General features: G+C 66.9%; 18 protein-coding genes. 13 read left to right on the top strand and 5 right to left on the bottom strand.

Annotated features, from left to right (window positions below; genetic code table 11):
• Positions 1 to 2: 2 nt before the first annotated feature.
• The 4 genes from ACUVWL_RS06905 (at position 3) to ACUVWL_RS06890 (ending at position 5,025) form a co-directional block, all read left to right on the top strand.
• The gene (locus ACUVWL_RS06905) at positions 3 to 1,946 is read left to right on the top strand and encodes a DUF3857 domain-containing protein (RefSeq protein ID WP_445978970.1); all 1,944 of its coding nucleotides are present in this window, start codon (positions 3 to 5) and stop codon (positions 1,944 to 1,946) included.
• 111 nt (positions 1,947 to 2,057) lie between these two features.
• On the top strand, positions 2,058 to 2,696 hold the full coding sequence (lolA, locus tag ACUVWL_RS06900) for an outer membrane lipoprotein chaperone LolA (protein ID WP_005413289.1): 639 nt from the start codon (positions 2,058 to 2,060) through the stop codon (positions 2,694 to 2,696).
• A gap of 490 nt (positions 2,697 to 3,186) precedes the next feature.
• Complete coding sequence (locus ACUVWL_RS06895; protein ID WP_329767776.1) at positions 3,187 to 4,464, top strand: replication-associated recombination protein A; 1,278 nt, start codon at positions 3,187 to 3,189, stop codon at positions 4,462 to 4,464.
• A gap of 189 nt (positions 4,465 to 4,653) precedes the next feature.
• On the top strand, positions 4,654 to 5,025 hold the full coding sequence (locus ACUVWL_RS06890; RefSeq protein ID WP_014647091.1) for a DUF805 domain-containing protein: 372 nt from the start codon (positions 4,654 to 4,656) through the stop codon (positions 5,023 to 5,025).
• 74 nt (positions 5,026 to 5,099) lie between these two features.
• Here the strand turns inward: ACUVWL_RS06890 and ACUVWL_RS06885 are convergent, their stop codons facing one another.
• Positions 5,100 to 5,474 carry a hypothetical protein gene (locus tag ACUVWL_RS06885; protein WP_014647092.1) on the bottom strand — a complete coding sequence of 125 codons (375 nt, stop codon included), beginning with the start codon at positions 5,472 to 5,474 and terminating at the stop codon, positions 5,100 to 5,102.
• Between the two features lie 281 nt (positions 5,475 to 5,755).
• On the opposite strand from ACUVWL_RS06885, the gene ACUVWL_RS06880 reads away from it, so the two are divergent.
• From ACUVWL_RS06880 to ACUVWL_RS06840, 9 genes are all read left to right on the top strand, one after another.
• Positions 5,756 to 6,784 (top strand): alpha/beta hydrolase, encoded by a 1,029-nt coding sequence (locus ACUVWL_RS06880; protein ID WP_445978969.1) that lies wholly within the window; start codon positions 5,756 to 5,758, stop codon positions 6,782 to 6,784.
• Between the two features lie 122 nt (positions 6,785 to 6,906).
• Complete coding sequence (locus ACUVWL_RS06875; RefSeq protein ID WP_241886796.1) at positions 6,907 to 8,283, top strand: YncE family protein; 1,377 nt, start codon at positions 6,907 to 6,909, stop codon at positions 8,281 to 8,283.
• 51 nt (positions 8,284 to 8,334) lie between these two features.
• Positions 8,335 to 9,381, top strand: coding sequence for a heme/hemin ABC transporter substrate-binding protein (locus ACUVWL_RS06870; protein WP_049439866.1), 1,047 nt, complete (start codon positions 8,335 to 8,337; stop codon positions 9,379 to 9,381).
• Positions 9,378 to 10,421, top strand: coding sequence for a FecCD family ABC transporter permease (locus ACUVWL_RS06865; RefSeq protein ID WP_046430486.1), 1,044 nt, complete (start codon positions 9,378 to 9,380; stop codon positions 10,419 to 10,421). Before ACUVWL_RS06870 ends, ACUVWL_RS06865 begins: the two co-directional genes overlap by 4 nt.
• Positions 10,418 to 11,179: a heme ABC transporter ATP-binding protein gene (locus ACUVWL_RS06860; protein ID WP_046430487.1), complete on the top strand. Its 762-nt coding sequence runs from the start codon at positions 10,418 to 10,420 to the stop codon at positions 11,177 to 11,179. The genes ACUVWL_RS06865 and ACUVWL_RS06860 overlap by 4 nt, the downstream gene beginning before the upstream one ends.
• A gap of 63 nt (positions 11,180 to 11,242) precedes the next feature.
• Positions 11,243 to 11,992, top strand: coding sequence for a hypothetical protein (locus ACUVWL_RS06855; RefSeq protein WP_445978968.1), 750 nt, complete (start codon positions 11,243 to 11,245; stop codon positions 11,990 to 11,992).
• A gap of 449 nt (positions 11,993 to 12,441) precedes the next feature.
• Positions 12,442 to 14,478, top strand: coding sequence for an elongation factor G (gene fusA / locus ACUVWL_RS06850; RefSeq protein ID WP_445978967.1), 2,037 nt, complete (start codon positions 12,442 to 12,444; stop codon positions 14,476 to 14,478).
• 252 nt (positions 14,479 to 14,730) lie between these two features.
• Positions 14,731 to 15,003, top strand: coding sequence for a hypothetical protein (locus ACUVWL_RS06845; RefSeq protein WP_005409616.1), 273 nt, complete (start codon positions 14,731 to 14,733; stop codon positions 15,001 to 15,003).
• Positions 15,004 to 15,113: 110 nt separating this feature from the next.
• On the top strand, positions 15,114 to 15,869 hold the full coding sequence (locus tag ACUVWL_RS06840) for a SapC family protein (RefSeq protein WP_445978966.1): 756 nt from the start codon (positions 15,114 to 15,116) through the stop codon (positions 15,867 to 15,869).
• Here ACUVWL_RS06840 and ACUVWL_RS06835 read toward each other — a convergent pair whose 3' ends face one another.
• The 4 genes from ACUVWL_RS06835 to ACUVWL_RS06820 form a co-directional block, all read right to left on the bottom strand.
• Positions 15,870 to 18,179, bottom strand: coding sequence for an ATP-binding protein (locus ACUVWL_RS06835; protein WP_445978965.1), 2,310 nt, complete (start codon positions 18,177 to 18,179; stop codon positions 15,870 to 15,872).
• Between the two features lie 14 nt (positions 18,180 to 18,193).
• Positions 18,194 to 18,820 (bottom strand): response regulator transcription factor, encoded by a 627-nt coding sequence (locus ACUVWL_RS06830; RefSeq protein ID WP_032961138.1) that lies wholly within the window; start codon positions 18,818 to 18,820, stop codon positions 18,194 to 18,196.
• A gap of 266 nt (positions 18,821 to 19,086) precedes the next feature.
• Entirely contained in the window at positions 19,087 to 22,566 is a 3,480-nt protein-coding gene (locus tag ACUVWL_RS06825; RefSeq protein ID WP_445978964.1) for a DEAD/DEAH box helicase, read from the bottom strand.
• A gap of 306 nt (positions 22,567 to 22,872) precedes the next feature.
• On the bottom strand, positions 22,873 to 23,406 hold the full coding sequence (locus ACUVWL_RS06820; RefSeq protein ID WP_111206860.1) for a lipocalin family protein: 534 nt from the start codon (positions 23,404 to 23,406) through the stop codon (positions 22,873 to 22,875).
• Positions 23,407 to 23,409 lie beyond the last annotated feature (3 nt).

The following is a 23,409-nucleotide window of genomic DNA, read 5'->3' as shown; positions in this document are numbered from 1 at the left end:
GCATGCTTCACCCCGTACCAAGCGCGCTGGCGCTGGCGCTGGCAGCCTTCCTGGCTGCCGGCCCGGCACTGGCAGAATCCGCCACCTCCGCGCCCGCCACGGCGCCGCCTTCCACCAGCGGCGATACGGAAGCCAGCAATAATTTCAGCATTGTCCGTTACCGCGCCGACTACCAGGTGCGGCCGGATGCGGGCAATGTGCAGACCGAAACCTACGAAGTCCTGCTCAAGACCAAGGCCTCGGTCGAGCAGTTCAGCCAGGTGCGGCTGAGCTACAGCGAGAAGATGGAAACCCTGGAGGTGCTTGGCGCCTACACCATCACCGCCGACGGCCAGCGCCGCGACGTGCCGGCCGATCGCATCTACACCCAGGAGAGCTACTCCAGCGCCTCGGCGGCGATGTATGCCGACCGCAAGGTGCGGGTGATCGTGTTCCCGAACCTGGCCCCGGGCACGCGCCTGTACTACCAGGTGCGCCGCACCCAGGCCACGCCGTACTTCCCGGGCTATTTCGGCCTGTGGGAGACCTTCAACGTCTTCACCGAGTACGAAGACGCCGAGGTCACCCTGACTGCGCCGGCCAACCTGCCGATGTTCGTCGACAGCCGCGGCGTGCAGGGCAGCGATCGCCCGACGGTGAAGAACGGCCAGGCACAGTGGCGCTGGCGCTACCAGCGGCGCGAAGCCATGCCGGCACAGAACTGGTCGGCGGCGGGCTGGGAGTTCGGCCCGAACATCATGGCCAGCACCTATCGTGACTGGTCGCAGATGGGACGCGCCTACCAGCTCAAGGCCGGCCCGGCGGCCGACGTGACCCCGGCGCTGCAGGCGCTGGCTGATGAGATCACCGCTGGCATCAGCGACCGGCGCGAGCAGGCCGATGCGCTTTACCGCTGGGTGGCGCAGAACATCCGCTATGTGGCGGTGTACCTGGGCAATGGCGGCCTGGAGCCGAACAGCGCGCAGAGCATCCTCGACAACCACTACGGTGACTGCAAGGACCATGTGACGATCCTGGAGGCGCTGCTGGCGGCCAAGGGCATCGCCAGTTCGCCGGTGCTGATCGGTGCCGGCGGTGGCCCGACGCTGCCGAAGATTCCGGTGCTGGGCCGCTTCAACCACGCTATCACCTACATCCCCGAGTTCGATCTGTACCTGGATTCGACCACCGCGTGGGCCCGCTTCGGGCAGCTGCCGGAAGGTGACCTGGGCGCACCGGTGATGCGTACCCGCGACGCCTCGTTGGCGCGCACCCCGGCCAACACGCCGCAGCGCAACGCCACCTCGATGGAGGTGCGTTTCACCTTCGACGCCAACGGCAACCTGCGCGGCGAGACCATTCCGAAGCTTGGCGAGAACGCAGAGATCGGCATGCGCGCCCAGTTCTCCCAGCTCAACGCGCAGAACCGTGCGCGCGCCGAGGAGCAGATCATGGCCGCGTCCGGTTTCGACGGGCGAGGGCAGCTGCAGATCCAGGGCGTGCCGGTCGACCTGACCCGGCCGTTCGGCTATCGCATGGCCTTCCAGGCCGAGGACTACGCCGACTTCAGCGTGGCCGGCGGCATGGCCGTGCCGGATCCGCCGGGCGGCGAGTCGGTTCGTGGCCTGTACGCCACCGCTTCTGCGCCGGCCAACGAGACGCCGTTCTACTGCAATGCCAGCCTGCGCGAGGAAACCTATCGCCTGCAGTTCCCTGCCAATGCGCCGATCATCGCCATCCCGGCCAACCAGCGTTTCAGCAACGCCGCTGGCGAGTACCGCGTGGACTGGAGCCGCGAGGGGCAGGACGTGATCGTGCGCCATCGCCTGCAGCAGAACGCGGTGCGTGGCCCGGAGGCGCTGTGCCAGCCGCAGGACTACACCGCATTCCGCGCATTGTATCGCGAAGTGCGGCGTGGCTTCCGTGGCCAGGTGCTGTACGGCAAGCTGCCGGGCTCGGGCGGCTGAATCGCCGATGGACGTTCAGGGCGGCATAATGTCGCCCTGATCGCCCATTCATCTTTCCCCGGGCACACTGGCAACCACCTTTCCTGGCGCCCGCGCCCACAGGATTCCCGCATGAACTTCCGCTTCCGTCGTTTCCTTGCCACCACCACCCTGGCCGTGGCCTGCGCCGCCGCCGGCAGCGCCTGGGCAGGCGCCCGCGATGACCTGAAGACCTTCACCAGTGGTCTGAAGGGCCTGGATGGCCAGTTCAGCCAGCAGGTGTTCGACAGTCGCGGCAAGGTGAAGGAATCGACCAGTGGCCGCGTGGCCCTGTCGGCGCCGCGCCTGTTCCGCTGGGAATACGTGCGCCCGCACGAGCAGTTGATCGTGGCCGACGGCAAGAAGGTCTGGATGTACGAACCGGACCTGGAGCAGGCCACCGTGCGCGAGCAGGGCAAGGAAGAGCAGAACAGTCCGCTGACCGCGCTGATCAACCCAGCGCTGCTGGAACAGCAGTACGACGTCAGTGAAGAGGCTGCGCAGCGCGACGGCCTGCAGTGGCTGTCGCTGTCGCCGAAGCGCGAGACCGAAGCCAGCTTCCAGTACGCCGCGCTGGGCTTCAATGCCCAGGGCCTGGCCAAGATGGAAATCACCGATGCGGTTGGCCAGCGCACCGTGATCAGCTTCAGCGGCTGGAAGCGCAACCCGGGCTTTGCCGCCGGTACCTTCAGCTTCACCCCGCCGAAGGGCACCGACGTCATCGGTAATTGACCTGTGGGCGGAGGCGCTTTGGTGGGTGTCAACCTTGGTTGACACGCTTTTGATCTGCCGGCCAGCGGCCGGCACTACCGATCCTGTGGCCTGATCTGCCGGGCAGGGTTCGGTGCTGTCTGCTCTGGCGGGTGTCAACCGGCACCGTCATGGTGGGTGTCAACCTTGGTTGACACGCTATTGATCTGCCGGCCAGCGGCCGGCACTACCACCCGTGCGGCCTGATCGCCGGCATGGCCCGGCGCTTTCTGCTCTGGTGGGTTTCAACCGGGACCGCCTTGGTGGGTGTCAACCGTTGGTTGGCACGCTTGGGATCTGCCGGCCAGCGGCCGGCACTACCAGACATCGCGTCCCGCCGCCGGGCACGGCCCGGCGCTACCGTTGGGCGGCGCGGTACAATGACCGGGTGGCAAGACATCGTTCAACTTCCTTCCCTGGTCCCGATCTGCTGAGCGTCGATCGGGAACACCTGCGCCCGCTGGCCGAGCGCATGCGGCCGCGCACTCTCGACGAAATGGTTGGGCAGAAGCGCCTGCTGGCGCCGGACAGCGCGCTGCGTCGCGCGGTCGAATCCGGTCGCGTGCATTCAATGATCCTGTGGGGGCCGCCAGGCTGTGGCAAGACCACGCTGGCGCTGTTGCTGGCCGAATACGCCGACGCAGAATTCCGTGCCATCTCCGCCGTGCTCTCCGGCCTGCCGGAGGTGCGCCAAGTGTTGGCCGAGGCCGCGCAGCGTTTCGCCGAAGGCCGGCGCACCGTGCTGTTCGTGGATGAGGTGCATCGCTTCAACAAGGCGCAGCAGGACGCCTTCCTGCCGCACATCGAGCGCGGCACCATCCTGTTCGTCGGTGCCACCACCGAGAATCCGTCGTTCGAGTTGAATTCCGCATTGCTGTCGCGTTGCCGCGTGCATGTCCTGGAAGGCGTTTCGCCCACCGACATCGTCGAGGCGCTGGAACGTGCGCTGGGTGATCGCGAGCGCGGCCTGGGCGAAGAGGGTATCGAGGTCGCCCCCGAACTGCTGCTGGAAATCGCCACCGCCGCCGATGGCGACGTGCGCCGTGCGCTGACCCTGTTGGAGATCGCCGCGGAACTGGCGGGCGGGGAGGGGGGACGCATCACCCCGCAGACCCTGGCCCAGGTGCTGGCCGACCGTACCCGTCGCTTCGACAAGGGTGGCGAGCAGTTCTACGACCAGATCTCGGCGCTGCACAAGTCGGTACGCAGCTCCAACCCGGATGCCGCGCTGTACTGGCTGACCCGCATGCTCGATGGTGGCTGCGACCCGTCCTACCTGGCGCGCCGGCTGACCCGCATGGCCATCGAGGATATCGGCCTGGCCGATCCGCGCGCGCAGAGCATGGCGCTGGAAGCCTGGGACATCTACGAGCGGCTGGGCAGCCCGGAAGGCGAGCTGGCGTTCGCCCAGCTGGTGCTCTACCTGGCCAGCACCGCCAAGTCGAACGCCGGCTATGCCGCCTTCAACCAGGCCAAGGCCGACGTGCGCGAGAGTGGTACCGAAGAAGTGCCGCTGCACCTGCGCAATGCACCGACCAAGCTGATGAAGGAGCTCGGCTACGGCGCCGAGTACCAGTACGACCATGACGCCGAGGGTGGCATCGCGCTGGACCAGACGGGTTTCCCGGATGCGATGGGCGAACGGGTGTACTACAACCCGGTGCCGCGTGGCCTGGAAATCAAGCTGAAGGAAAAGCTGGACCGGCTGCGTGCCGAGCGCGAAGCGGCGAGGGCGGCAAAGGGTCGCTGACCCGGCTTATGTAGCGTCGAGCCGCGCTCGACTCCGCTCTGGACCGGGCCAGCAGCGCCTGCGGCAACGGCAGCCGAGCATGGGCTCGGCTCTACAGGGCCAATGGCAGCCGAGCATGGCTCGGCTCCACAGTGTTCCCGGCGGCGGTCTTTGGCACACTGCGCGGCCACTTTTTCAAGGATTGATGCCGTGCAGGAAATGATTCTGCCGTTGAAGCGCTACGCCCAGTTCGAGGGGCGTGCCAACCGTCGTGAGTACTGGATGTTCCAGCTGTTCATGCTGATCGTCTCCGCCGTCCTGATGGTGCCGCTCGTTGCCGGGCTGGTGATGCAGTCCGACGTCCTGGGCATCGCGTCGATCATCCTGTTTGTCGTGTTCTGGCTGGCCACGTTCGTGCCGGTCATCGCCGTCACCGTGCGCCGCCTGCACGACTGCAACCAGTCGGGCTGGATGTACCTGCTGGCCTTCGTTCCGTTCGGCGGCCTGGTGATCTTCGTATTCGCGCTGCTGCCGGGCACGCCGCAGGAAAATGCTTATGGTCCGGTGCCTTCGGGGCCGTGACATTTCGCGAGTCGGGCATGGCTCGACTCCACAAGAGGCAAAGAAAAGAAGCCGGCATTTCGCCGGCTTCGTCTTTACTTGATGGTGCAGTCGCCGAAGGACAGGTAGTCCGTGCCGGAACTGAACTGCAGCGTGCAGCTGGCGGTGAACGTCGCGCCTTCTTCCAGTGCGCCCAGCTTGGCCGCCTGCTGTTCGTCGTCGCTGGTCAGTCGGGCCAGGACATTGCCCTGGTCGTCGCCGGCCTCGATCAGCGGCTCGCCCGCCAGGTTGCTGGAAACGCTCAGGGCTACGGCAGTGAATGTCACCGTCTGGTTGAGTTGGTCCATGCCCAGTGACGAATTACCGGCTTCTTCAAAGGCCTGGTAGAGCGTTGGCAGGTCCTGTGCGGCATGGGCGGCCAGCGGCGCAAGCAGGCCGAGGGAGAGGGCGATCAGGGTGGTGTGCTTCAAGGGAGTCTCACAATCATGGGATCCAATCCCATGGCGGTTGTGTGCAGATGAACGCGACCCGGATGGCGGCAAGTGCCCGCCATCCATGGCTGCGCTGGAAGCGGGGCGATCCAATGCCCCGATGGGCGGCAAAATAGGGGAATTGCTGCCCCTTGCGCAACCCGGGCATGCGCGCGCGTGATACACAGCGTGACGTTTGATCGATGTGATAATCATTCGCGTTTAAGGTAGACTGCGGTCCCTTGTGAACCGGCGGCCCTGGGCCGCTTCTGCCGCCGCTGATGAAGCACTTTGTTCCGCCTTCGCGCCGTGGTCCGCTGGCCCGCGGCCTGGTCGCCTTGATGATGGGTCTGCTCCTGGCCACCCCATATGCCCATGCACAGCAGCGCAACCCGCTGCAGAAAATCGGCCACACCGTACTCGACGAGCCGGCGGCCAGCTATCGCTTCGAGCATTTCGTGGTGGACAGTCCCGACCAGCAACGCCGCTGGCGGGTGAACCTGGCGATTCCGGCCAAGGCCGGCAAGACGCCATCCCCGGTGCTCTACGCGCTGGACGGCAACGCCGTCGCGATGGTCCTGGATCAGCCGTTACTGGCCGAGCTGGCCGCGCGCAAGGCGCCACCGGTGCTGGTGCTGATCGGCTACGACAACGACCTGCGCATCGATTCCAAGGCGCGCACCCGCGACTACACCGCATGGATCGACCGTGCCGACGATGAGAGCGGTACGACCCAGGCGGTCGGCGGTGGTGCTGCGGCCTTCCTGGATGTGATCGAACGCCGCATCAAGCCGGAAGTCGAGCGTCGCGCACGCATCGATACGCAGCAGCAAGCGCTGTGGGGCCACTCGCTGGGGGGATTGTTCGTGCTCAATGCGCTGTACACGCGTCCGGCCGCCTTCCAGTCCTATCTGGCCGCCAGCCCGTCGCTGTGGTGGAGCCAGGGTGCGGCGCTGGGGGATCCGGAACAACAGTTCGTGCAGAACGTGCACGGCCAACCGGCAAGGCTCTGGCTGATGCTGGGCGGTGCCGAGCGTGTCGGTGATCGCGGCAAGCGCGACATGAACAATCCGCGCGTGGTCGCGCACCTGCGCCGCATCGGTGGCGCCACCCCGGATGCGGCGATGCAGCTGTCCGAGCGCTTGGGCGAGGTGCCGGGCCTGAGCGTGCAGTACCGCGAGTTCCCCGGCCTTGGCCACGGCCCGATGCTGCCGGCGTCCTTCCATGCGGCGCTGCATGAGCTGTACGGCGTGACCGATCGCAGCGCCGGCGATGGCGCGCCCAATGGCGGTGACAACGCCGCCGAATGAATCCCTTCGCACGCGCTGCCGTGCGACTCCACTACCCAGGCGAGGCTGCCGACGTGCAGCGGCCCAGGCAACCGATGACCCCCGCGCCACGTGGCGCGACCTACGTGTGCAAGGAGCCTGCCATGTCGTTCCGTCCGTCTCTCCGTCTTACCTCTCTCGCTGCCGGCCTGCTGCTGGCAGTGACCGCCACCGCGCAGCCGGTGTTCGACCAGCCGGCCAACGCCACCTTCAAGGGTGAGGTCGTCTCACGCGGTGAGAACGTGGTTCCCGGCAGCACCGCCGACGTGGTCGGCCGTGGTTTCGTGCCGGGCCAGAAGGTCAGCCTGCTGCGTGGCGACAGCGTGCTCAACGCACAGCCGGTGGTGGTCGATGCCGATGGCAACTTCAAGACCCAGCTGAGCATTCCGGCCGACGCGGTGCCGGGCACCCACCCGGTGGTGGTGCGCGCCAGCCAGCCGGCTGCGGCCACGGTGCTGAAGCTGCGCGTGTCGCCGCAGTTGCCGCTGTCCGGCCAGGCGCAGTTCGCCACCCGGTCCAGCAAGCTGGTGCCGGGCCTGTACCAGTCCGCCTACAGTGCCGCCAGCAACGCAGTGTTCGTGACCTCGGCGGTGGGTCGCCCGCCGGTGACCCAGTCGCAGCTGCTGAAGCTGGACCCGACGTCGCTGAAGGTGACCAAGGCGATCACCCCGGCGCAGGTGCCGGGCAGCACCAATGGTGCGGTGTACGCGGTCTACGGCGTGGGCGTGGATGACACCAACGGCAATGTCTGGGTGACCAACACCCGCCAGAACTCGATCGCGGTCTACCGGCAGAAGGACCTGTCGCTGGTCCACCAGTTCCCGGCCGACACTGTGCCGCACGCGCGCGACGTGGTGGTCGATGGCACCCGCGGCAAGGTGTTCGCCTCGGCAACGGGCGAGGACCACCTGTCGGTGTTCGACGCCAGGACCTTCAAGGAGCTGCCGGCAGTGACGCTGGAATCCGGCGTGGACGACGGCACGTTCACCCCGATGAGCCTGGTGCTGGACGAGAAGGGCGGCAAGCTGTTCACCGTCAGCATCGGCACCCCGGAAGCGGCGGTGATCGATGTGGCCAGCGGCAAGGTCGAGAAGGTCATCGATCTGGGCAATTCGATCAGTGCCTCGGGCGTGGCCTTCGATGCGGCACGCAACCGCCTTTACGTCGCCTCGCAGGGCACCGACAACCTGCTGATCGTCGACGTGGCTGCCGGCAAGGTGCTGCATGACGTGCCGGTCGGCGCCGGTGCGCTGAACGTCGCCTTCGATGATGCCTCCGGCCTGGCCTATGTCAGCAACCGTGGCGCTGGCACGGTCACCGTGGTGAATGGCGACGGCAAGGTGGTCGCCAATCTTGATGGCGGCACGCTGCCGAACCACGTCCGCGCCGATGGCAAGGGCAACGTGTTCGCGGTGAACAAGTCGCGCGGCGCTGAGGACCCGAAGGGTGACCGCATCACCCGCATCACCCCGAAGCAGTAAGTCACACGGTGGGGCGGCGTGCGCGCCGCCCTGCCAGCAAGGAGAACGAGCATGAACATCGCGTCCCGTCTGCGCCTGTGTGCGCTTCCGTTGGCTGTTTCGCTGGTACTGGCCGCCTGTGGCGGCGCGTCGACACCGCCTGATGGCCAGAAGGCCGCCGAGCCGCCCGCCGCACCGGCCGCTGCCGAAACCGCGTTGCCGGCAGGCTGGCAGCGCGTGGCCGGTGCCGAGCTGCCGGCCGTGCATGACCAGAAGGCGATGCTGCCGGCCAAGGTGCATTCCGATGACGGCGCCGATATCGAGGTGACCGATACCAGCCGGATCATTGCCGGTGGCGACGACGTCATCGCGGTGATCGAAGCACTGGGGCTGGGCACGCAGGTATTCGCCGCGCCGACCAACACCACCACCCAGGCCGGCCTGGCCGCGCCGCACCAGTTCCTGTTCAACCGCACCACCGGCGTGGAGGGCGTGCTGAGCCTGCAGGGCTCGCTGTTCCTCGGCAACAGCCTGCGCCGCCACACCGAGCTGGCCAAAAAGCTGCGCGAAGTCGGTGAGCCGGCGGTGGTCATCGATGATCTGCAGCCGGCCCCGGACAAGGTGCGCAAGGTCGCCGCCGCACTAGGGCTGGCCGAAGCGGGGCAAACATTGGCCACGCAGGTGCAGCGCCAGCTCGACGAGGCTGCAGCGATTGGCAAGGGCCTGGGCCATGCGCCACGACTGATCCACGTATCGGCCACCGGCGCTGGCGGCTCGCCCACTGTTGCCGGTGCCGACAGCGCGTCAGCGCAGCTGATCGCGCTGGCCGGCGGCATCAACATCGGCACCGAGGCCGGGGTGAAGAACTACTCGCAGCTGAGCAACGAGGGGGTGGTCGCCGCGGCACCGGAGGTGATCCTGGTGACCGAGCATGACCTGCGGCTGTTCGGCGGTGCCGAAGGCCTGTGGAAGGCGTACCCGACGCTGAAGCAGACGCCGGCCGGGCAGGCCAATCGGGTCTGGGTGATGCCGGATGTGCAGCTGAAGTACACCAGCGTGGGTTCTGGTGCGGGCGCGCTGGCGCTGGCCAAGGCCCTGGCGGCGTTGCCGGAGGCATGAGTCCGGCGGATCGGCGCCGCCGTCGCGGGCGGACGATGTTGATGGTGGCGTTGCTGGCGCTGCTGGGGGCAGTGCTGGCGTCGTTCGCCGTGGGTCCGTTGCGGTTGCCGCCGCTGGAGGTGATGCAGGCGCTGGCGGTGAAGCTGGGCCTGCTTGACCCAGGGGCAGTCAGCAGCCGTGATCTGGCCGTGGTCTGGCAGCTGCGCATTCCGCGCGCCCTGTTGGGCGCGATGGTCGGTGCGTCGCTGGCGATGGCCGGTGCCAGCCTGCAGGGCCTGTTTGGCAATCCGCTGGCCGACCCCGGCATCGTCGGTGTCAGCCAGGGTGCTGCGCTGGGTGCGGTGGCTGCCATTGTTCTCGGCGCTGCCGGTGCGGCCGGCTGGCTGGTGCCGGTGGCAGCCTTCGTCGGCGGCGCGCTGGCGATCGGCCTGACCTATGCGCTGGCCCGGCCCGGCAAAGGCAGTGGGAATGCCACGCTGCTGCTGGTCGGCATCGCGATGGCCGCGTTCTGCTCGGCGCTGATCGGTTTCCTTACTTACATCGCCAGCGAAAGCGAGCTGCAGTCGCTGGTGTTCTGGCAGATGGGCTCGCTGGCGCGCGCCAACTGGGCCGACGTGGCCGCGGTGGTGCCGCTGTTTGCGCTCGGCGTGTTTGCGCTGCAGCGACTGGCCACGCCGCTGGACATGCTGGCGCTGGGTGAGCGCCAGGCGCAGCACCTGGGGCTGGACGTGACCCGTACGCGGCGTCGCCTGGTCGCGTTCAGTGCGCTGCTGGTGGGCGCAGCGGTGGCGTTCGCGGGCTCGATCAGCTTCGTCGGCCTGGTGGTGCCGCACGTGGCGCGACTGCTGGTCGGCCCGGGTCATCGCTGGCTGCTGCCGTTGTCCGGGCTGCTCGGTGCGCTGCTGATCGTGGTGGCCGACACCGCCGCACGCACGCTCGATCCACCTGCGGAGATTCCGCTGGGCCTGTTCTCGGCCGCGCTGGGTGCGCCGTTCTTCCTGTGGCTGGTGCTGCAGCAGCGCCGCAAGGCGGCGCCATGAGCGTGCTGCTGAAGCTGCACCAGGTGGTGGTGCGCCGCCAGCAGCGCGAGATCCTGCATGGCATCTCGCTGGCGTTCGAGCCGGGCACGGTGACCGCGCTGGTTGGCCCGAACGGCGCGGGCAAGTCTACGTTGCTGGCGGTGGCGGCCGGTGACCTGCGCGCCGATGCGGGGGAGGTGAGCCTGCTGGGCAAGCCGTTGGCCAGTTACAAGGCGGGGCCGCTGGCACGCGAGCGCGCGGTGATGCCGCAGGAACATGGCGTGCGCTTCGCCTTCAGCGTGGAAGAAGTGGTGGCGATGGGACGGTTGCCGCATTCGCCGGATCCGCGTGTGGACGATGCACGGGTGGAAGCTGCCATCGATGCCGCAGAACTGCAGGCGCTGCGCCTGCGCGAAGTGCAGCAGCTGTCCGGTGGCGAGTCCGCCCGGACCACGTTCGCGCGCGTGCTGGCGCAGGACACGCCGCTGCTGTTGCTTGATGAACCGACCGCGGCGCTGGATCTGCGCCACCAGGAGCGTACGTTGCGCAGTGTGCGTGCCTGTGCCGAAGCCGGTGCGTGCGTGATCGTGGTGCTGCACGATCTGAACCTGGCCGCCGGCTATGCCGACCGCATCGTGTTGCTGGAACAGGGCAGGGTGGCCGCCGATGGCACGCCGCTGCAGGTGCTCACCGAAGACAACCTGCAGCGGGTCTATCAGCAGGATGTGGTGGTGCTGGAGCATCCGCGGCGCGGGGTGCCGTTGGTGGTGGTGACGTAGTCCGGATCTGCTGCCGTCGCCGCGTATCATGTCTGACCGGTATTCCCTCAATGGACTGATGCAATGATCTGTAGCATTTCGCGCGGCACGCTGCTGGCCGTGTTGGTTGGCTTCGCAGGCGCTGCGACTGCGGCTTCCACCTCTCCGGTTTCGCTGACCGATGCGGCGGAGAATGCCTCGCTGATCGAGATACGGCATTCCGCTGGCGCGGGTTCCCCTGTTGCGTCCATCCGGACGCAGTACTTCGCCAGCGAGGAAATGTCCGTGAGTTGGGATGACCAGCGGGTGCTGGTGCTTTGCAAGGAGGCGGCATACCTGCAGATTCCCCCTGCCAAGCTCAAGGCCGCTGCGTTGAGCACCGAGCAGCGGCAGATGATCGTCTACCAGGCGCTGATGTCCGGCCTGGGTGCTGTCGCGGGCGTGGTCGGGCCGGCGGGCGAGGTGGTGGCTGTGGCGGATGACGGAAGCGAGACCCGCAGCATTGGTGAAAGCCATTGGGCGTACGGTATCGAGCGCTACGACGTCACCACCCAGCGCATGCCGGGCGGCGCGCTGCGTGTGCATTCCCGCAAGACCGAGGCCGTGAACACGACGCCCCCGGCGAGCCCGGACGACACGTTCAGCACCGAGGATGACCAGGCGGCACGCCTGTCCGAACTGGCGCCGGTGGGGAGCTGGACCGAGGTGCTGATCCATGGTGGCCCGCGGCTGCCGCACATTGACCCGGCGACGTCGCTGAAGGGGTGGATTTCGATGGGGGATGACCAGGCGGCGACCGTGGCCGAGGCGCGCACGCTGCACGGCTGCAAGTAAAGGCTGAGAGGAGGCAGATCCCTTTGCCCAGGGTCAAAGGGATCTGACCCCGATCATTGTCGGCCTCATCGTTCCATTTATGTTTGCAATATTCACTTGCGCGCCAGATTGGCAGGTCTAGAATGCGCCCCATGAACCGGATGCCGCTCCTGAAGTTTTTCACCCTGACCCGCGCCAACGCGGAACGGGCGTGTCTGCCTGGAGCCCCACGAGGCCGTTGAAGCGGCCATCGCTGGACCTTCGACAGAGCGCCCCCCGGGGCGCTCTTTTTGTTTTTGTTAGTCGACTAACAGTCGACTCTACCCAGTCGACGCTACCCAGCCGACGCTACCCAGTACTGCAAAGGAGAACGTGCCATGCACCAGATCGCCGAGACCGAACGCTAGCCGCGCACCCTGTCGCCAACCGGGGGGCGCGGCCCCTGAAGTTGGCTTTGCAGGAACCTCTATATGAACACCCAAGTCCTTTCCCGTCGTCGCAACCTTGGCATCATTGCCCACATCGACGCCGGCAAGACCACGCTGACCGAACGCCTGCTGTGGAAAAGCGGCGAGATCCACCGCGTCGGTGAAGTGCACGACGGCAACGCGACCACCGATTTCTCGGCGATCGAACGCGAACGCGGCATCACCATCGGCGCTGCCGCCGTGCAGGCGCAGTGGGCGCCGCGCGACCTGCCGCCGCATCGGCTGACCCTGATCGACACCCCCGGCCACATCGACTTCGCGATCGAAGTCGAGCGTTCACTGCGCGTGCTCGACGGCGCCGTGGCCGTGTTCTCGGCCGTGGATGGCGTGCAGCCGCAGTCCGAAACCGTGTGGCGCCAGGCGCGTCGCCACCGCGTGCCGCTGATCGCTTTCGTCAACAAGATGGACCGCGTCGGCGCTTCGTTCGAGCGCGTGCTGGAGCAGCTGCAGGACAAACTGCGGGCGCGGCCGTGGGCGCTGGGCGTGCCGTTGGGCAGCGAAAGTGGCTTCAACGGCTGGGTCGATCTGGTCGATGAGCGCGTGCTGCAGTGGCAGGATGGTGCCGCAACCACGGTGACCCCGTGGGACCAAGCGGCGCGGGCCCAGTGGCAAGCCCAGCGCGATGCGCTGGTCGAGGCCGTGGCCGATCACGATGAGCAACTGGCCGATGCCTGGCTGGAAGGTCGCGTGATCGATGCCGGGCAGCTGCGCGCGGCGATCCGCCGGGCGACGCTGGCGGGTGCGGGCGTGCCCGTGCTGGCCGGTGCTGCGTTCAAGGACAAGGGTATCGAGACGCTGCTGGACGCCGTGGTCGATTACCTGCCGTCGCCGCTGGATCGCCCTGCCGTCAGCGCCGAAAGCGATGAGGGCGAGGTCGTGCTGCCGCCGGACCCGGACGGTCCGCTGGCCGGCCTGCTGTTCAAGATCACCCACCAGCAGCACGGCGCGTTGAGCTTCGTGCGGCTGTACTCGGGCACCTTGAAGGTGGGTGATGCGGTGGCCAGTTCGCAGCATCCGCAGGGGCGGCGTGTCAGTCGCCTGGTGCGGGTGCAGGCCGACCAGACCCACGACATCGAACAGGCCGTGGCCGGTGACATCGTTGCAGTGCTGGGCTGGAAGGATGCGGTCAGTGGTGAAGCGCTGAGCGGTCGTGCGCAGCCGCTGCGCCTGGAGAACATCCAGGCACAGGCACCGGTGCTGGCGTGGCGGTTGGAGCCGGCGCGTGCGGCCGACCTGATCCGGATGGCACAGGGTTTGGCCAGCCTGGCCCAGGAAGATCCCTCGTTCCGCGTCGAAACCGATCGCGACACGGCGGAGACCCTGGTCTGGGGCATGGGCGAACTGCACCTGGAGGTGATGGTCGAGCGCCTGCGCAGCGAATGGAAGGTCGACGTAGGCGTAGGTGCGCCGCGCGTGGCCTACCAGGAGACGCCGATGCGTGCGATGACCGGCGTCGTCGGGCGGCTGGTCAAGCAGACCGGCGGCCAGGGCCAGTTCGCGCACGTGGTGCTGGATGTATCGCCGCGCGAGGACGACCAGGTCGTATTCAACGACCGCATCGTCGGTGGCGTGGTGCCGCGCAGCTTCATCGCGGCGGTGGAGAAAGGTGTGCGTGCTGCGCTGTCGGAAGGCCCCCAGGGCCATCCGGTGGTCGGCATCGAGGTCAGTCTTGTCGATGGCCAGACCCATGCCAAGGACTCCTCGGAGATGGCGTTCCATCGCGCAGGCGCCGAGGCGATCAAGGCGGCGCTGGCCGAAGGCGGCACGCAGCTGCTGGAGCCGGTGATGGCGGTGACGGTGCATTCGCCGTCAGCGTCGGTGGGTGATGTGGTCGGCGACCTCAACCGCCGCCATGGTCGCATTGCCCGCATCGACGATCAGGATGGTCGCGCCGAGGTCAGTGGCTTCGCACCGCTGGCGCAGCTGGTGGGCTATACCACCTCGCTGCGTTCGCTCAGCCAGGGGCGGGCCAGCAGCGAGGCGCACCTGCATGGCTACGAGCCGGTGCGCGCTGCATGAAGAAGGTGAGGGGAGCCCGTTCGCGGGCTCCCTTTTTTGTGGGTTCGGGTTTCCGCATCCATGCATGGCGTGGATCTACCGGGTGATCGGGTCGCGAGCTCTGCACTAGATCCACGCCATGCGTGGATGGGGCCCTCGCGATGCGTTTTTTTGCATTGCGATGCAACAAAACTGCAGAAAAAGCTGGATTAAAGTGATGCCTCACGATAAATTGCGCACCCCCCGTTGCTCGCCGCCGCCCGCACCCCTCTCATGCGTGATGACAAAGACCCCGGAACCCTGGAGCTGACCCTGCCGCGCAAGCGCGGTCGTCCGCCCAAGTTCGGGTATGCGATGAGCGATGCGCAGCGGGCCGCACGCTATCGTGCGCGCCGGGCAGGGCAGGCCAACCACGCCGATGTGCGCTCCTGCAGCGACATGGTGCTGCTGGACAAGATCCGTGCAGCGGTGAGCGCGCGCGACACCGAACTGGCCGGATTCCTGGTCCACGTGCTCTGGCAGCGCTACCCCCTGCAGCTGAAATAGTTCGCTGGCGGGGTGGCCGTTGTCATCGAGCTTGTTGATAATGCGGGATTCAGGTTGTTCCCGCTGGCGTGCCCGGGATGGCAGGCGCGCATGATCGAACGGTTCCCAAGATGACCACCACCAGCGACACCACCACCGAAGCGGCGCCGAGCGGCGCTCCCCTGTTCTATACCCGTCCGGTGCCGCTGCAGGCCGATGTGCACGCCGATCTGCGCATCCTGCCGGGCAAGCTCGAGTTCGCCGCCGGCAACAACGCCATTCCGCTGGTGCTGGGCGAGTTCTCGCTGGCGCTGCATCATTTCCCGATCCTGTTCGCCGGCCCCGGTGGGGTTCCGATGGCTGCCGTCGGCGTGTCCGACCAGAACCTGTTCATCAAGGACGGCCTGTGGGAAGACGAGGCCTATATTCCGGCCTACCTGCGCCGCCACCCCTTCATCTTCATCGACACCGGCGCGGAGAATGACTTCCTGCTGGGCATCGACGAAGAAAGCCCGCGCGTGGTCAAGGGCGGCGAGGAAGGCCAGCCGCTGTTCGTTGACGGCAAGGCCACCGAAATGGTGCAGCAGGCGCTGGAGTTCTGCGGCCAGTACACCCGCGAGCACGAACAGACCTTGGCCTTCTCCAAGGCCCTGACCGACAACGGCCTGCTGGTCGAGCGTAACGCCACCGTGCGTACCCCGGATGGCCGCGAGTTCAACCTCAATGGCTTCCTGGTGGTGGACGTCGAGAAGTTCGTTGCGCTGCCGGAAGCCACCGTGGTCGAGTGGCACCGCAGCGGCTGGCTGGCACTGATCCACCAGCACCTGATGTCGCTGGGTCGCTTCAATGACCTGACCCGTCGCCAGGTCGAGCGCCTGGCCGCCTGATCAAGGCATTGGCAGGGTTCCCGCTGGGCGGGAGCCCTGTCCGGCCTTCAGCACGTCCAGCAGGCGCCGCGCATCGGCCCAGTCCGGCGCGGCGTCATGCGCCAGGTCGACCAGCTCCGCCGCGATGGCCGCATGCTCGCATTGGCCCAGCATCTGCAGCGTGCCCTGCAATCGGTGCGCGTGATGGCCCAGTGCCGATGCATCCGCTCGATCAATAACCCGCTCCATGTTGCCGAGCTCATCGTGGATGTCGGCGATGTAGGCCGCGTCCATGTCAATCGTCTGCGCGGCTGCGCCCGGGCCCTCTGGTCGCGCAATGCCGAGCGCAGGCAGCAGCTGGGCGGCGCGCAGTGGCTTGGCCAGCACCGCGTCGAAGCCCGAGCGGTGGCAGCGTGCGCGATGACGCCGTCCGGTGCGGGCAGACAATGCGATCAGGCGAACGGTGCGCCCGGCAGACCCGCGTAGCTCGCGCGCCAGCACGTGACCATCGGCGCCAGGCAACCCAATGTCGATCAGAGCAACGGAGCGGGGCTGTCGTGCCTGTTCGGCCAGGGCACTGGCCGCATCTTTCACGGCGCACACCTCTGCGCCCCAGCGCCGCAGCTGTTCGGCGATCACGTGGCGATTGAGCTCGTGGTCCTCGACCAGCAGCAGGTGCAGTCCGGCCAGTGGCGTATCGCCCACGGGCATGTCCTGGGCATCCACGCCGGTGCCAGCCGGGCACACCGGCAGGCGCAGGATGAAGCGACTGCCACGGCCCAGCACGCTGTGCACGGTGAGGTCGCCGCCCATTGCGCGGGCCAGCTCGCGCGCGATGGAAAGCCCCAGCCCACTTCCGCCACGCCGCTGTCCGCTGCTGCCTTGCTGGAAAGGCTGGAACAGGGTGGCTACCTGCGCCGGCGCGATGCCGATGCCGCTGTCGATCACCTCCAGCAGCAGCGCCCGCGGACGCGCTGCCGGCATCAGTTGCAGGCGCAGCTCGATGCGGCCGGAATCGCTGAACTTCACTGCGTTCGCCAATAGATTGCTGGCAATCTGGCGTAGCGCATCGGCGTCCACCAGGATGTTCGACGGGGATGCGCCCTGGGCATCGAGATGCAGCTGCAGGCCTTTCCGCTGGGCCTGTGGCCGGATCGCCTCCAGAGCCTGCCGGCACAGCTGGGTTGCATCGCAGGGTTGCGCATGCGGCTTGAAAGCGCCGCTCGCAAGGCGCGAAAAATCCAGTGCGCGATTCAACAGGCTGCGCAGGGATTGGCTGGCGCTGCTGGCAGCGGCGAGCAGGTCACGCTCGCCCTTGGGCAATGTCGATTGCCCCAGCAGCTCGATCGAGGTCAGCACGGCCTGCGCCGAGTTGCGCATCTCGTGGCTGATCACGCCGATGGCATGCGCGCTGCTTCGGTCACCGCGCGCCCGCAGGTGGCGCATTGCGAGCCACAGCAGCGGCAGGGCAATCAGCAGTGGGGCCAGCAGCAACCATCCGCGCGGGGGCGACGCCTGCATCCAGTCCAGTGCATTCCCGGCCGCGGCAGGCAGGGTCTGGCCTGCCCACAAGTGGAGCAGGCCTGCGTGCTCTTCCAGAGTGATCTCCCGCAATGCCTGTTCGATGCGCCCAAGCAGTTGCTGGTCTTCCCGGCGAACCAGCAGGTAAAGGTCGGTGGAGAAGCCGCTATCGAACGGCTGCAGGCGCAGGCTGCCATTGAAATGGCGTCGAACCAGGGGGCGCAGCGTGGGCTCCAGGCCAATCGCCACGTCCGCCAGCCCGCTTTCGACTGCCGCCAGTGCTGCATGCCGGTCTGGCAGCTGCCGCAGCCGGACCTGCGGGTGATGCGCGTGCAGCCAGCTGGCGTAGGGTCCGCCTTCAACGACGGCGATGACCCGGCCGTCGAGTTCGCGCATCTCCCGTGGCAGCCACTCGCCGGCGCGTCCGGCCAACAGGGTGGCGCCGCCACGGAACGGGGTGGACGCGGCAAGGCCGGGGCAGGGCAGCGCCTGGTGCCTTGCGCCGCCAAACACCATGACCAGGTCAGCCTCGTGATGGCATACAGCGAGGATCGATGCGGCGGTTGTCGGGTAGGGGTGTTCCAGGAAACGGAATTGGGCGTGCCGCGCCACCAGGTTGGCATAGCCATGGGCGAGCGTTGGCGGTGATGACGGATCGGCCAGGGCCGCGGGCAGGGGGCGCAGGGAGGGAGTCGTGGCGACCCGTACAGTGCTGCCCGGCAGCCAGCGTGGCGAGCGGATATCTTCGGCCGAGGCAGCCGGCAGGAGAAGGAGCGCCAGCAGCCCCGTGGACAGGAAGCGGCGGCGCAACGGCGGCTGGCGCCTCACGGTGTCTCCAGTCGTTCGCGCAGTGCGTAGATTTCCACGTCGCTGCGCAATCCCAGCTTGCGCAGCACAGCAACCTTCTGCGTGCTGACAGTCTTGATGCTGCGGTGCCGCCGCAATGCGATCTCGGAGACCGTCAAGCCTTCCAGCAGCAGGCCCAGCACTTCGCGCTCGTTGCGGCTGAGCTCGCCGCGGTCGCCGGCCAGCCTGACGTCCGGTGGAACCCGGGTCAGGCCCTGGGAAACACGTACGATGGCGTCGGACAATGCAGCAAGCGGTTCGGCCTTGCTGACGAATCCGTTGAGTCCGGCATCGATCAGGCTGTTGAGGTTGGTGGTGGGGCAGAGCGTGGCGAAGGCCAGCAATGGCGTGCGCGGAAATTCCCGGCGCAGCAGCGCAACCAGCTCGAGGCTACCCAGGTCGTCACGGGCAAGCGTGAGATCGATGATGGCCACATCCACTGGTGTGCGTTGCAGGCTGCAGAGCAGTTCGTTGCTGCAACCGTGGCTGGCGACGATGTCGAAGCGGAGATCGCCTGACAGGTGCAGGGCGGTGCCGCGACGGACGACTTCGTGATCGTCCAGGAGCGCCAGGCGAAGCCGACGCGGTGCAGGAAATCCATTCATGCGCGGGAGGTGGTCGGCGCCCATGGGCGTGGCCGCCATTCTGGCGCCGCTGTCGCGTCGAACATCGAATTCGTTGCGTTTTTACGACTATTCCTAAAGATCGATGGACGCAGTTGATCGGCCGGGGCTTACGCATTCGTGACGTAAATGGATGGGGTGCTGCAGGCGTCCCGTCGTGGCTGCCGGAACCATTAATGTGACGCGTCACGCTGGCGTGACCCTGCGCCCCTGACCTGACTGGTTGACGCCGTCAGGGCAGGGCAGGGCTATCGAGTCTGCACGCGGGGGATCGACATGCGACCCAGGAACTGCGCCGGGGTGATGCGGGGCAACTGTTTGGCATGGGCGTCTGAGAAGTGGCGCAGGCCGCCCCAGAGTGCGGTGTCTCCGATCAGGAAGCAGCGGTGCTGGGCACGGGTGACGGCGACGTTGAGCAGATTGGGCTTGCTGGAGGCCCAGTGCGCCGCGCCCACCGTGTCCGTGTCGCAGCCCAGGACCATCCAGACAATGCTTTCCTCCTTGCCCTGGAAGGTGTGCACGGTGCCGACGCGCTCCCTGCACCACGTGCGCAGTTCGGTGGTGCGTGGCGCCTGCGTGCCGGGTGGGGCATCCGGGCCAAGCCAGGCGTCCTGGCTCCGCAGTCGCTCGAGCAGGGCATTCTTGATGCGCTTGAAGGGCGAAATGATGTAGACCGGGGGAAGGCTTCCGGTGCTGTGGTAGAGCGCGGCCAACGCCTGCTGCACCAGGTCGATCTGGCACGGCACGACCTGCTTGTCGCTGGTGCGGCCGGGGGCGTGTACCCAGGCGCTGCTGCCGATGTCCAGGCTGTCGGCGGGTGGCCGCGCCGCACTGGGTTCCCAGGGGTTGGAGAAGATCATCTTCCCCTCGTAGGCAATCGTGTTGGCAATGGAGAACATCGGTTCGACGCAGCGACGATGCACGCGCAGCGGACTGCCGATCCAGAGCGGCGAGCCGCCGGACTCCATGCGGGCACCGAGCGGGTTGGCCTCGTCGGCCAGTACCTGTACGGAGGTTTTGTCGGGCGAGACGTTCACGCCTGCGGGCAGTGCGCTGGTTCGGCCCAGCGCCTGCAGCAGTTTGACCGGCACGGTGAACACCGGCTCGATCTGCAGCGGATCACCCACCACGACCGCGCGCCTGGAGCGCAGCAGTGCACCGACTGCCGCCTGCGGCACGGCCTGGCCAGCTTCATCGATGAACAGCCAGCCGATCGAGTCCGGCCCCAGATGTCGGAACTGGCGTGCGACCGAGGCGAACGTGCTGGAGACAACCGGCACGATCATGAACAGGCTCTGCCAGATGGCCAGCGCATCGCGTGGCTCCTGCAGCCGCTTGCCACTCAGCAGGTGGCACAGTGCAATGACGTTCTGGGCGAAGCCGCCGCCCTTCTGCACGACTTCGTGCAGCCAGGCCTGGTGAAGCTGCAGTGCCGCCACGAAGAGGTTGGCGCGCTGCTCGTTGAGCTGCTCGCTGTTCCAGACTCCCTTGATCTGCCAGTCCTGATCTTCCAGTTCGGCCGCGTCGGCGGGATGGGACGCGGTGCCGAATTCGGCTTTCAGTTGTTCGAGCTGTTGCGTCATTCCAGCCCATTGCTGCGCCCGTGCCTGCGCGGCGGCCGATGCCTCGGCCAGGGTGCTCGCGGTTCGGCCCAGGTGCTGTTGCGCCGTATCACATTGCGTCCCGAGTTCGAGCCCGCGCTGGGTCCATCGGTGCTGATGATCTGCGTTCTGCACCATTGCGGCCGCATGGCTGTGCGCGCGCTGCCGGTCGAAGATGCGGGCCCACCAGCCAGGCTTCTCTTCCCTGAGCAGGATGCGTTGCGCCTTGAGCAGGGCGAGCTGTTCATCGGATCTGCTGCGCTGGCCCTCGAGTGCACGGCACTGCTGTGCAGCTTCCTCATGCGCGCGCTGTGCATCGCGAAGCTGAGAAGTCGTTTGCCGGCAGAAGCTCTCCTCATCGTTGCCGCTGATCTCACGGCTGAGCGAGGCGAGCCGATCAAGCTTTTCGACCAGGCCATTGACGATCGCATCGGCCTTGCCGAACGCCTGCCTGGCCTGCTGGAAGCTCATCGCTGCTGGGTTGTCCCGCCACTCCCAGAGCGACTGGTGGCGGGCGCGGTCGTAGCCCTTCGGTGCGGGGGTTTTGCCATCTTTTGGGGCGCTCCTGCTGATGGCCCGCACAAGTGCCTCGCGGTTGGCCTTCCTGCCCAGCGCGCAGCTGATCAACCCCCAGGCATCGCTGTCTGCCGCCGGTCGTTCATAGGCGCCCCTGCCGTTCCATTCGAGCAGGTTGCGGGCCAGTGGCCGCAGGTAGTCGAAGGTCACGTCCCCTGTGCTGTTGCGCCAGCGCGACCCTCCGGGCTTGCCCAGTGACCGGCTCTTCGGCAGGTCACGCGAAATATTCTCCACGGCGGCATTGTTCGACGATGCGACCACCATCTCGAAGCCGGTCAGGTCGGCCTTCAGTGGCGAGACCCTGCACGGCTTCTCACCTTCGAAGTTCACTTCGCGGGCTGGGCCGAGCGCAGCGGCTGGCGTCGCGTACTGTGACAATGCACGTGCGCGCCGCACGATGTTCTCAGCGAAGACCTCACGCAACAGCGTGGTCTTTCCGGTTCCGGGCGGGCCATTGACCGAGAACATGCCTGAATCGCGCACCTGCTCGAAGATGCTGTTCACAGCGAACTGCTGCATCAGGCTCATCGTGTGTGCAGGATCGCCGGGCCAGTGGCCCCGATTGATGTGGCGCGGGCGCAGCCGGTCGGCAATCAGCGCATGGCCTTCTGGGGTGTAAAGGTCTTCGCGTCGGCTTTCAGGCAATGGGCTCAGATAGGCGCGTAGGGGCGCACTGGCCTTGCCCTGGTCGAGTGCGCCGATGGCCCGCGCGATATCCTCGACGAAGAAACTGTTGAGGATGCTGATCTCCGCGTCCTCTTCGGGCTGGGCCTCGTCGTCCTCGGCGTCGTCCGCTTCCGCCGTTGGCTCGTTGTCCGGCCCTGGGGGTGTGGCTTTTGCTGCCCGTTCCGGCTTCGGCTTGTCTTCAACGCTTTTCGCCCGGATGACCAGCAGCGGAGCGGACGCGTCGCCCGCGGAAGGGTCATGACCCGACCAGTTGCACAGGATGTCGAGCAGGCGCAACAGGTCGTCGGGGCTGCAGGGCGTTGGGCCCTCACCCTGTCCGGCGGGGGTGGCAGCGCCGCTGCGGAACGTTGCTACGTCGCGCTTGAGTGCTTCAAGGCTTGCCTGGAAGGCGTCGAAGTCCAGGCCCTGCAAGCCACGCCTGGAGATCGTGCCCAGTGCCCACGGAACGGTCGATACCGAGATTTCACCCAGCTGCAGCACGCCCTCGGCGCTTGCCCGCAGGCTGGCCGCGCAGGTCAGGCCTTCCAGTTCGGCCCGTTCGTCCTGTTCCAGCGACTCGTCTCCGCTTGGCGTCTCAGCCAGTACCCGCTGGGTGATATCGGCCAGCTGGGCTTTGTCGAATATGCCGAGGTAGACATCGAATCCGCTCAGCCTGCGACCGAATGGCAGGGGTGGGGACCACAGATCCTTCGGGTCCAATCGCTCGAGCTGATCCCTGGACAGCTGCCGTACGCTCCAGTCCGCGTCCTTCGACTCAAGGACCTGGCCCTGCAGATCGTAGGGTATGAAGAACTCAACCCTGTGCCAGAAGCTGAGGATCGAGCGATGACTGGCCTGCAACGTGTTGCGTCGTTCTTCCTTCAACTGCCTGTTCCTTCCATTGTGAAATCGGCCACGACCGGAATGCACCCTTCGTCGGCCATTGTGGCCGGCGCGCACAGCCCTGCATTGGCCATTAGCGGCCGCCGCGGTCGAGTCTTGAGTGTTCGCGACCCCGGCGCCAGCTACTGCAGGCAGGGCAGGGGCGGCGTCGCTGTACGCTCGGGTCCGGCAGCGGCTGCGCGCGTGCCGGATGAACAATGCGGCAGCGGTGATGAATGCGACATCCGGCGCAAGCAGATGTCGACACGCCCTGCCGTCAGCAGGTGCTGCGTGGGGATGACCGATGGCTCAGCGCACCGACTGCGGCACGCGCCTCAGCTTTGCGGTGTCGTAACCCATGGCCGCGATGCGCTGCACGGCCTGCTGGTAGTCGCTCTCGGACACCTGTGGCGTGCGTGCCATGTACCACACGTAGTCCCGCTTGCTGCGCGCGACGATGGTCTGGCCGTAGTCATCGCGCAGCCAGGCAATCACATACTCGGCCTGGATCGGCCAGATGAACTGCATGCCCCAGATGGCGCCGTTGCCGTCCTTCTCGACCCGTCCAACTGGGTGCATCGACTTCTGGGGGGCGTCGAAGCTGCCCTTGCGATAGGTGAAGGTGGTCTGGATGCGCCCGTCGGGCTTCAATGCGTAGCTCTCCACCGCGTCGAAAGCTTTGCGCTCCGGCCATGAGGGGATGTGGGCGATCACATACCAGTCGCCCATGAAGCGTGGCACGTCCACTGAGGGCGGGCGGGGCAGGGGACGGGTATCGGTGGAGCTGCAGCCGGAACCAAACAGGCTCAATGCCAGCAGGGGAAGCAGCGAGCGCATGCGCATGTC

The organism is Stenotrophomonas muris (genome assembly GCF_052751275.1).
This window is presented reverse-complemented; position numbering and strand designations above follow the sequence as displayed.

Bases quoted from the DNA above. Each gene is read 5' to 3' on its own strand.
- ACUVWL_RS06905 (WP_445978970.1), top strand. From the start codon at position 3: ATGCTTCACCCCGTACCAAGCGCGCTGGCGCTGGCGCTGGCAGCCTTC.
- ACUVWL_RS06895 (WP_329767776.1), top strand. From the start codon at position 3,187: ATGCGGCCGCGCACTCTCGACGAAATGGTTGGGCAGAAGCGCCTGCTG.
- ACUVWL_RS06875 (WP_241886796.1), top strand. From the start codon at position 6,907: ATGTCGTTCCGTCCGTCTCTCCGTCTTACCTCTCTCGCTGCCGGCCTG.
- fusA (WP_445978967.1), top strand. From the start codon at position 12,442: ATGAACACCCAAGTCCTTTCCCGTCGTCGCAACCTTGGCATCATTGCC.
- ACUVWL_RS06870 (WP_049439866.1), top strand. From the start codon at position 8,335: ATGAACATCGCGTCCCGTCTGCGCCTGTGTGCGCTTCCGTTGGCTGTT.
- ACUVWL_RS06860 (WP_046430487.1), top strand. From the start codon at position 10,418: ATGAGCGTGCTGCTGAAGCTGCACCAGGTGGTGGTGCGCCGCCAGCAG.
- ACUVWL_RS06855 (WP_445978968.1), top strand. From the start codon at position 11,243: ATGATCTGTAGCATTTCGCGCGGCACGCTGCTGGCCGTGTTGGTTGGC.
- lolA (WP_005413289.1), top strand. From the start codon at position 2,058: ATGAACTTCCGCTTCCGTCGTTTCCTTGCCACCACCACCCTGGCCGTG.
- ACUVWL_RS06880 (WP_445978969.1), top strand. From the start codon at position 5,756: ATGAAGCACTTTGTTCCGCCTTCGCGCCGTGGTCCGCTGGCCCGCGGC.
- ACUVWL_RS06845 (WP_005409616.1), top strand. From the start codon at position 14,731: ATGCGTGATGACAAAGACCCCGGAACCCTGGAGCTGACCCTGCCGCGC.
- ACUVWL_RS06820 (WP_111206860.1), bottom strand. From the start codon at position 23,406: ATGCGCATGCGCTCGCTGCTTCCCCTGCTGGCATTGAGCCTGTTTGGT.
- ACUVWL_RS06865 (WP_046430486.1), top strand. From the start codon at position 9,378: ATGAGTCCGGCGGATCGGCGCCGCCGTCGCGGGCGGACGATGTTGATG.
- ACUVWL_RS06840 (WP_445978966.1), top strand. From the start codon at position 15,114: ATGACCACCACCAGCGACACCACCACCGAAGCGGCGCCGAGCGGCGCT.
- ACUVWL_RS06830 (WP_032961138.1), bottom strand. From the start codon at position 18,820: ATGAATGGATTTCCTGCACCGCGTCGGCTTCGCCTGGCGCTCCTGGAC.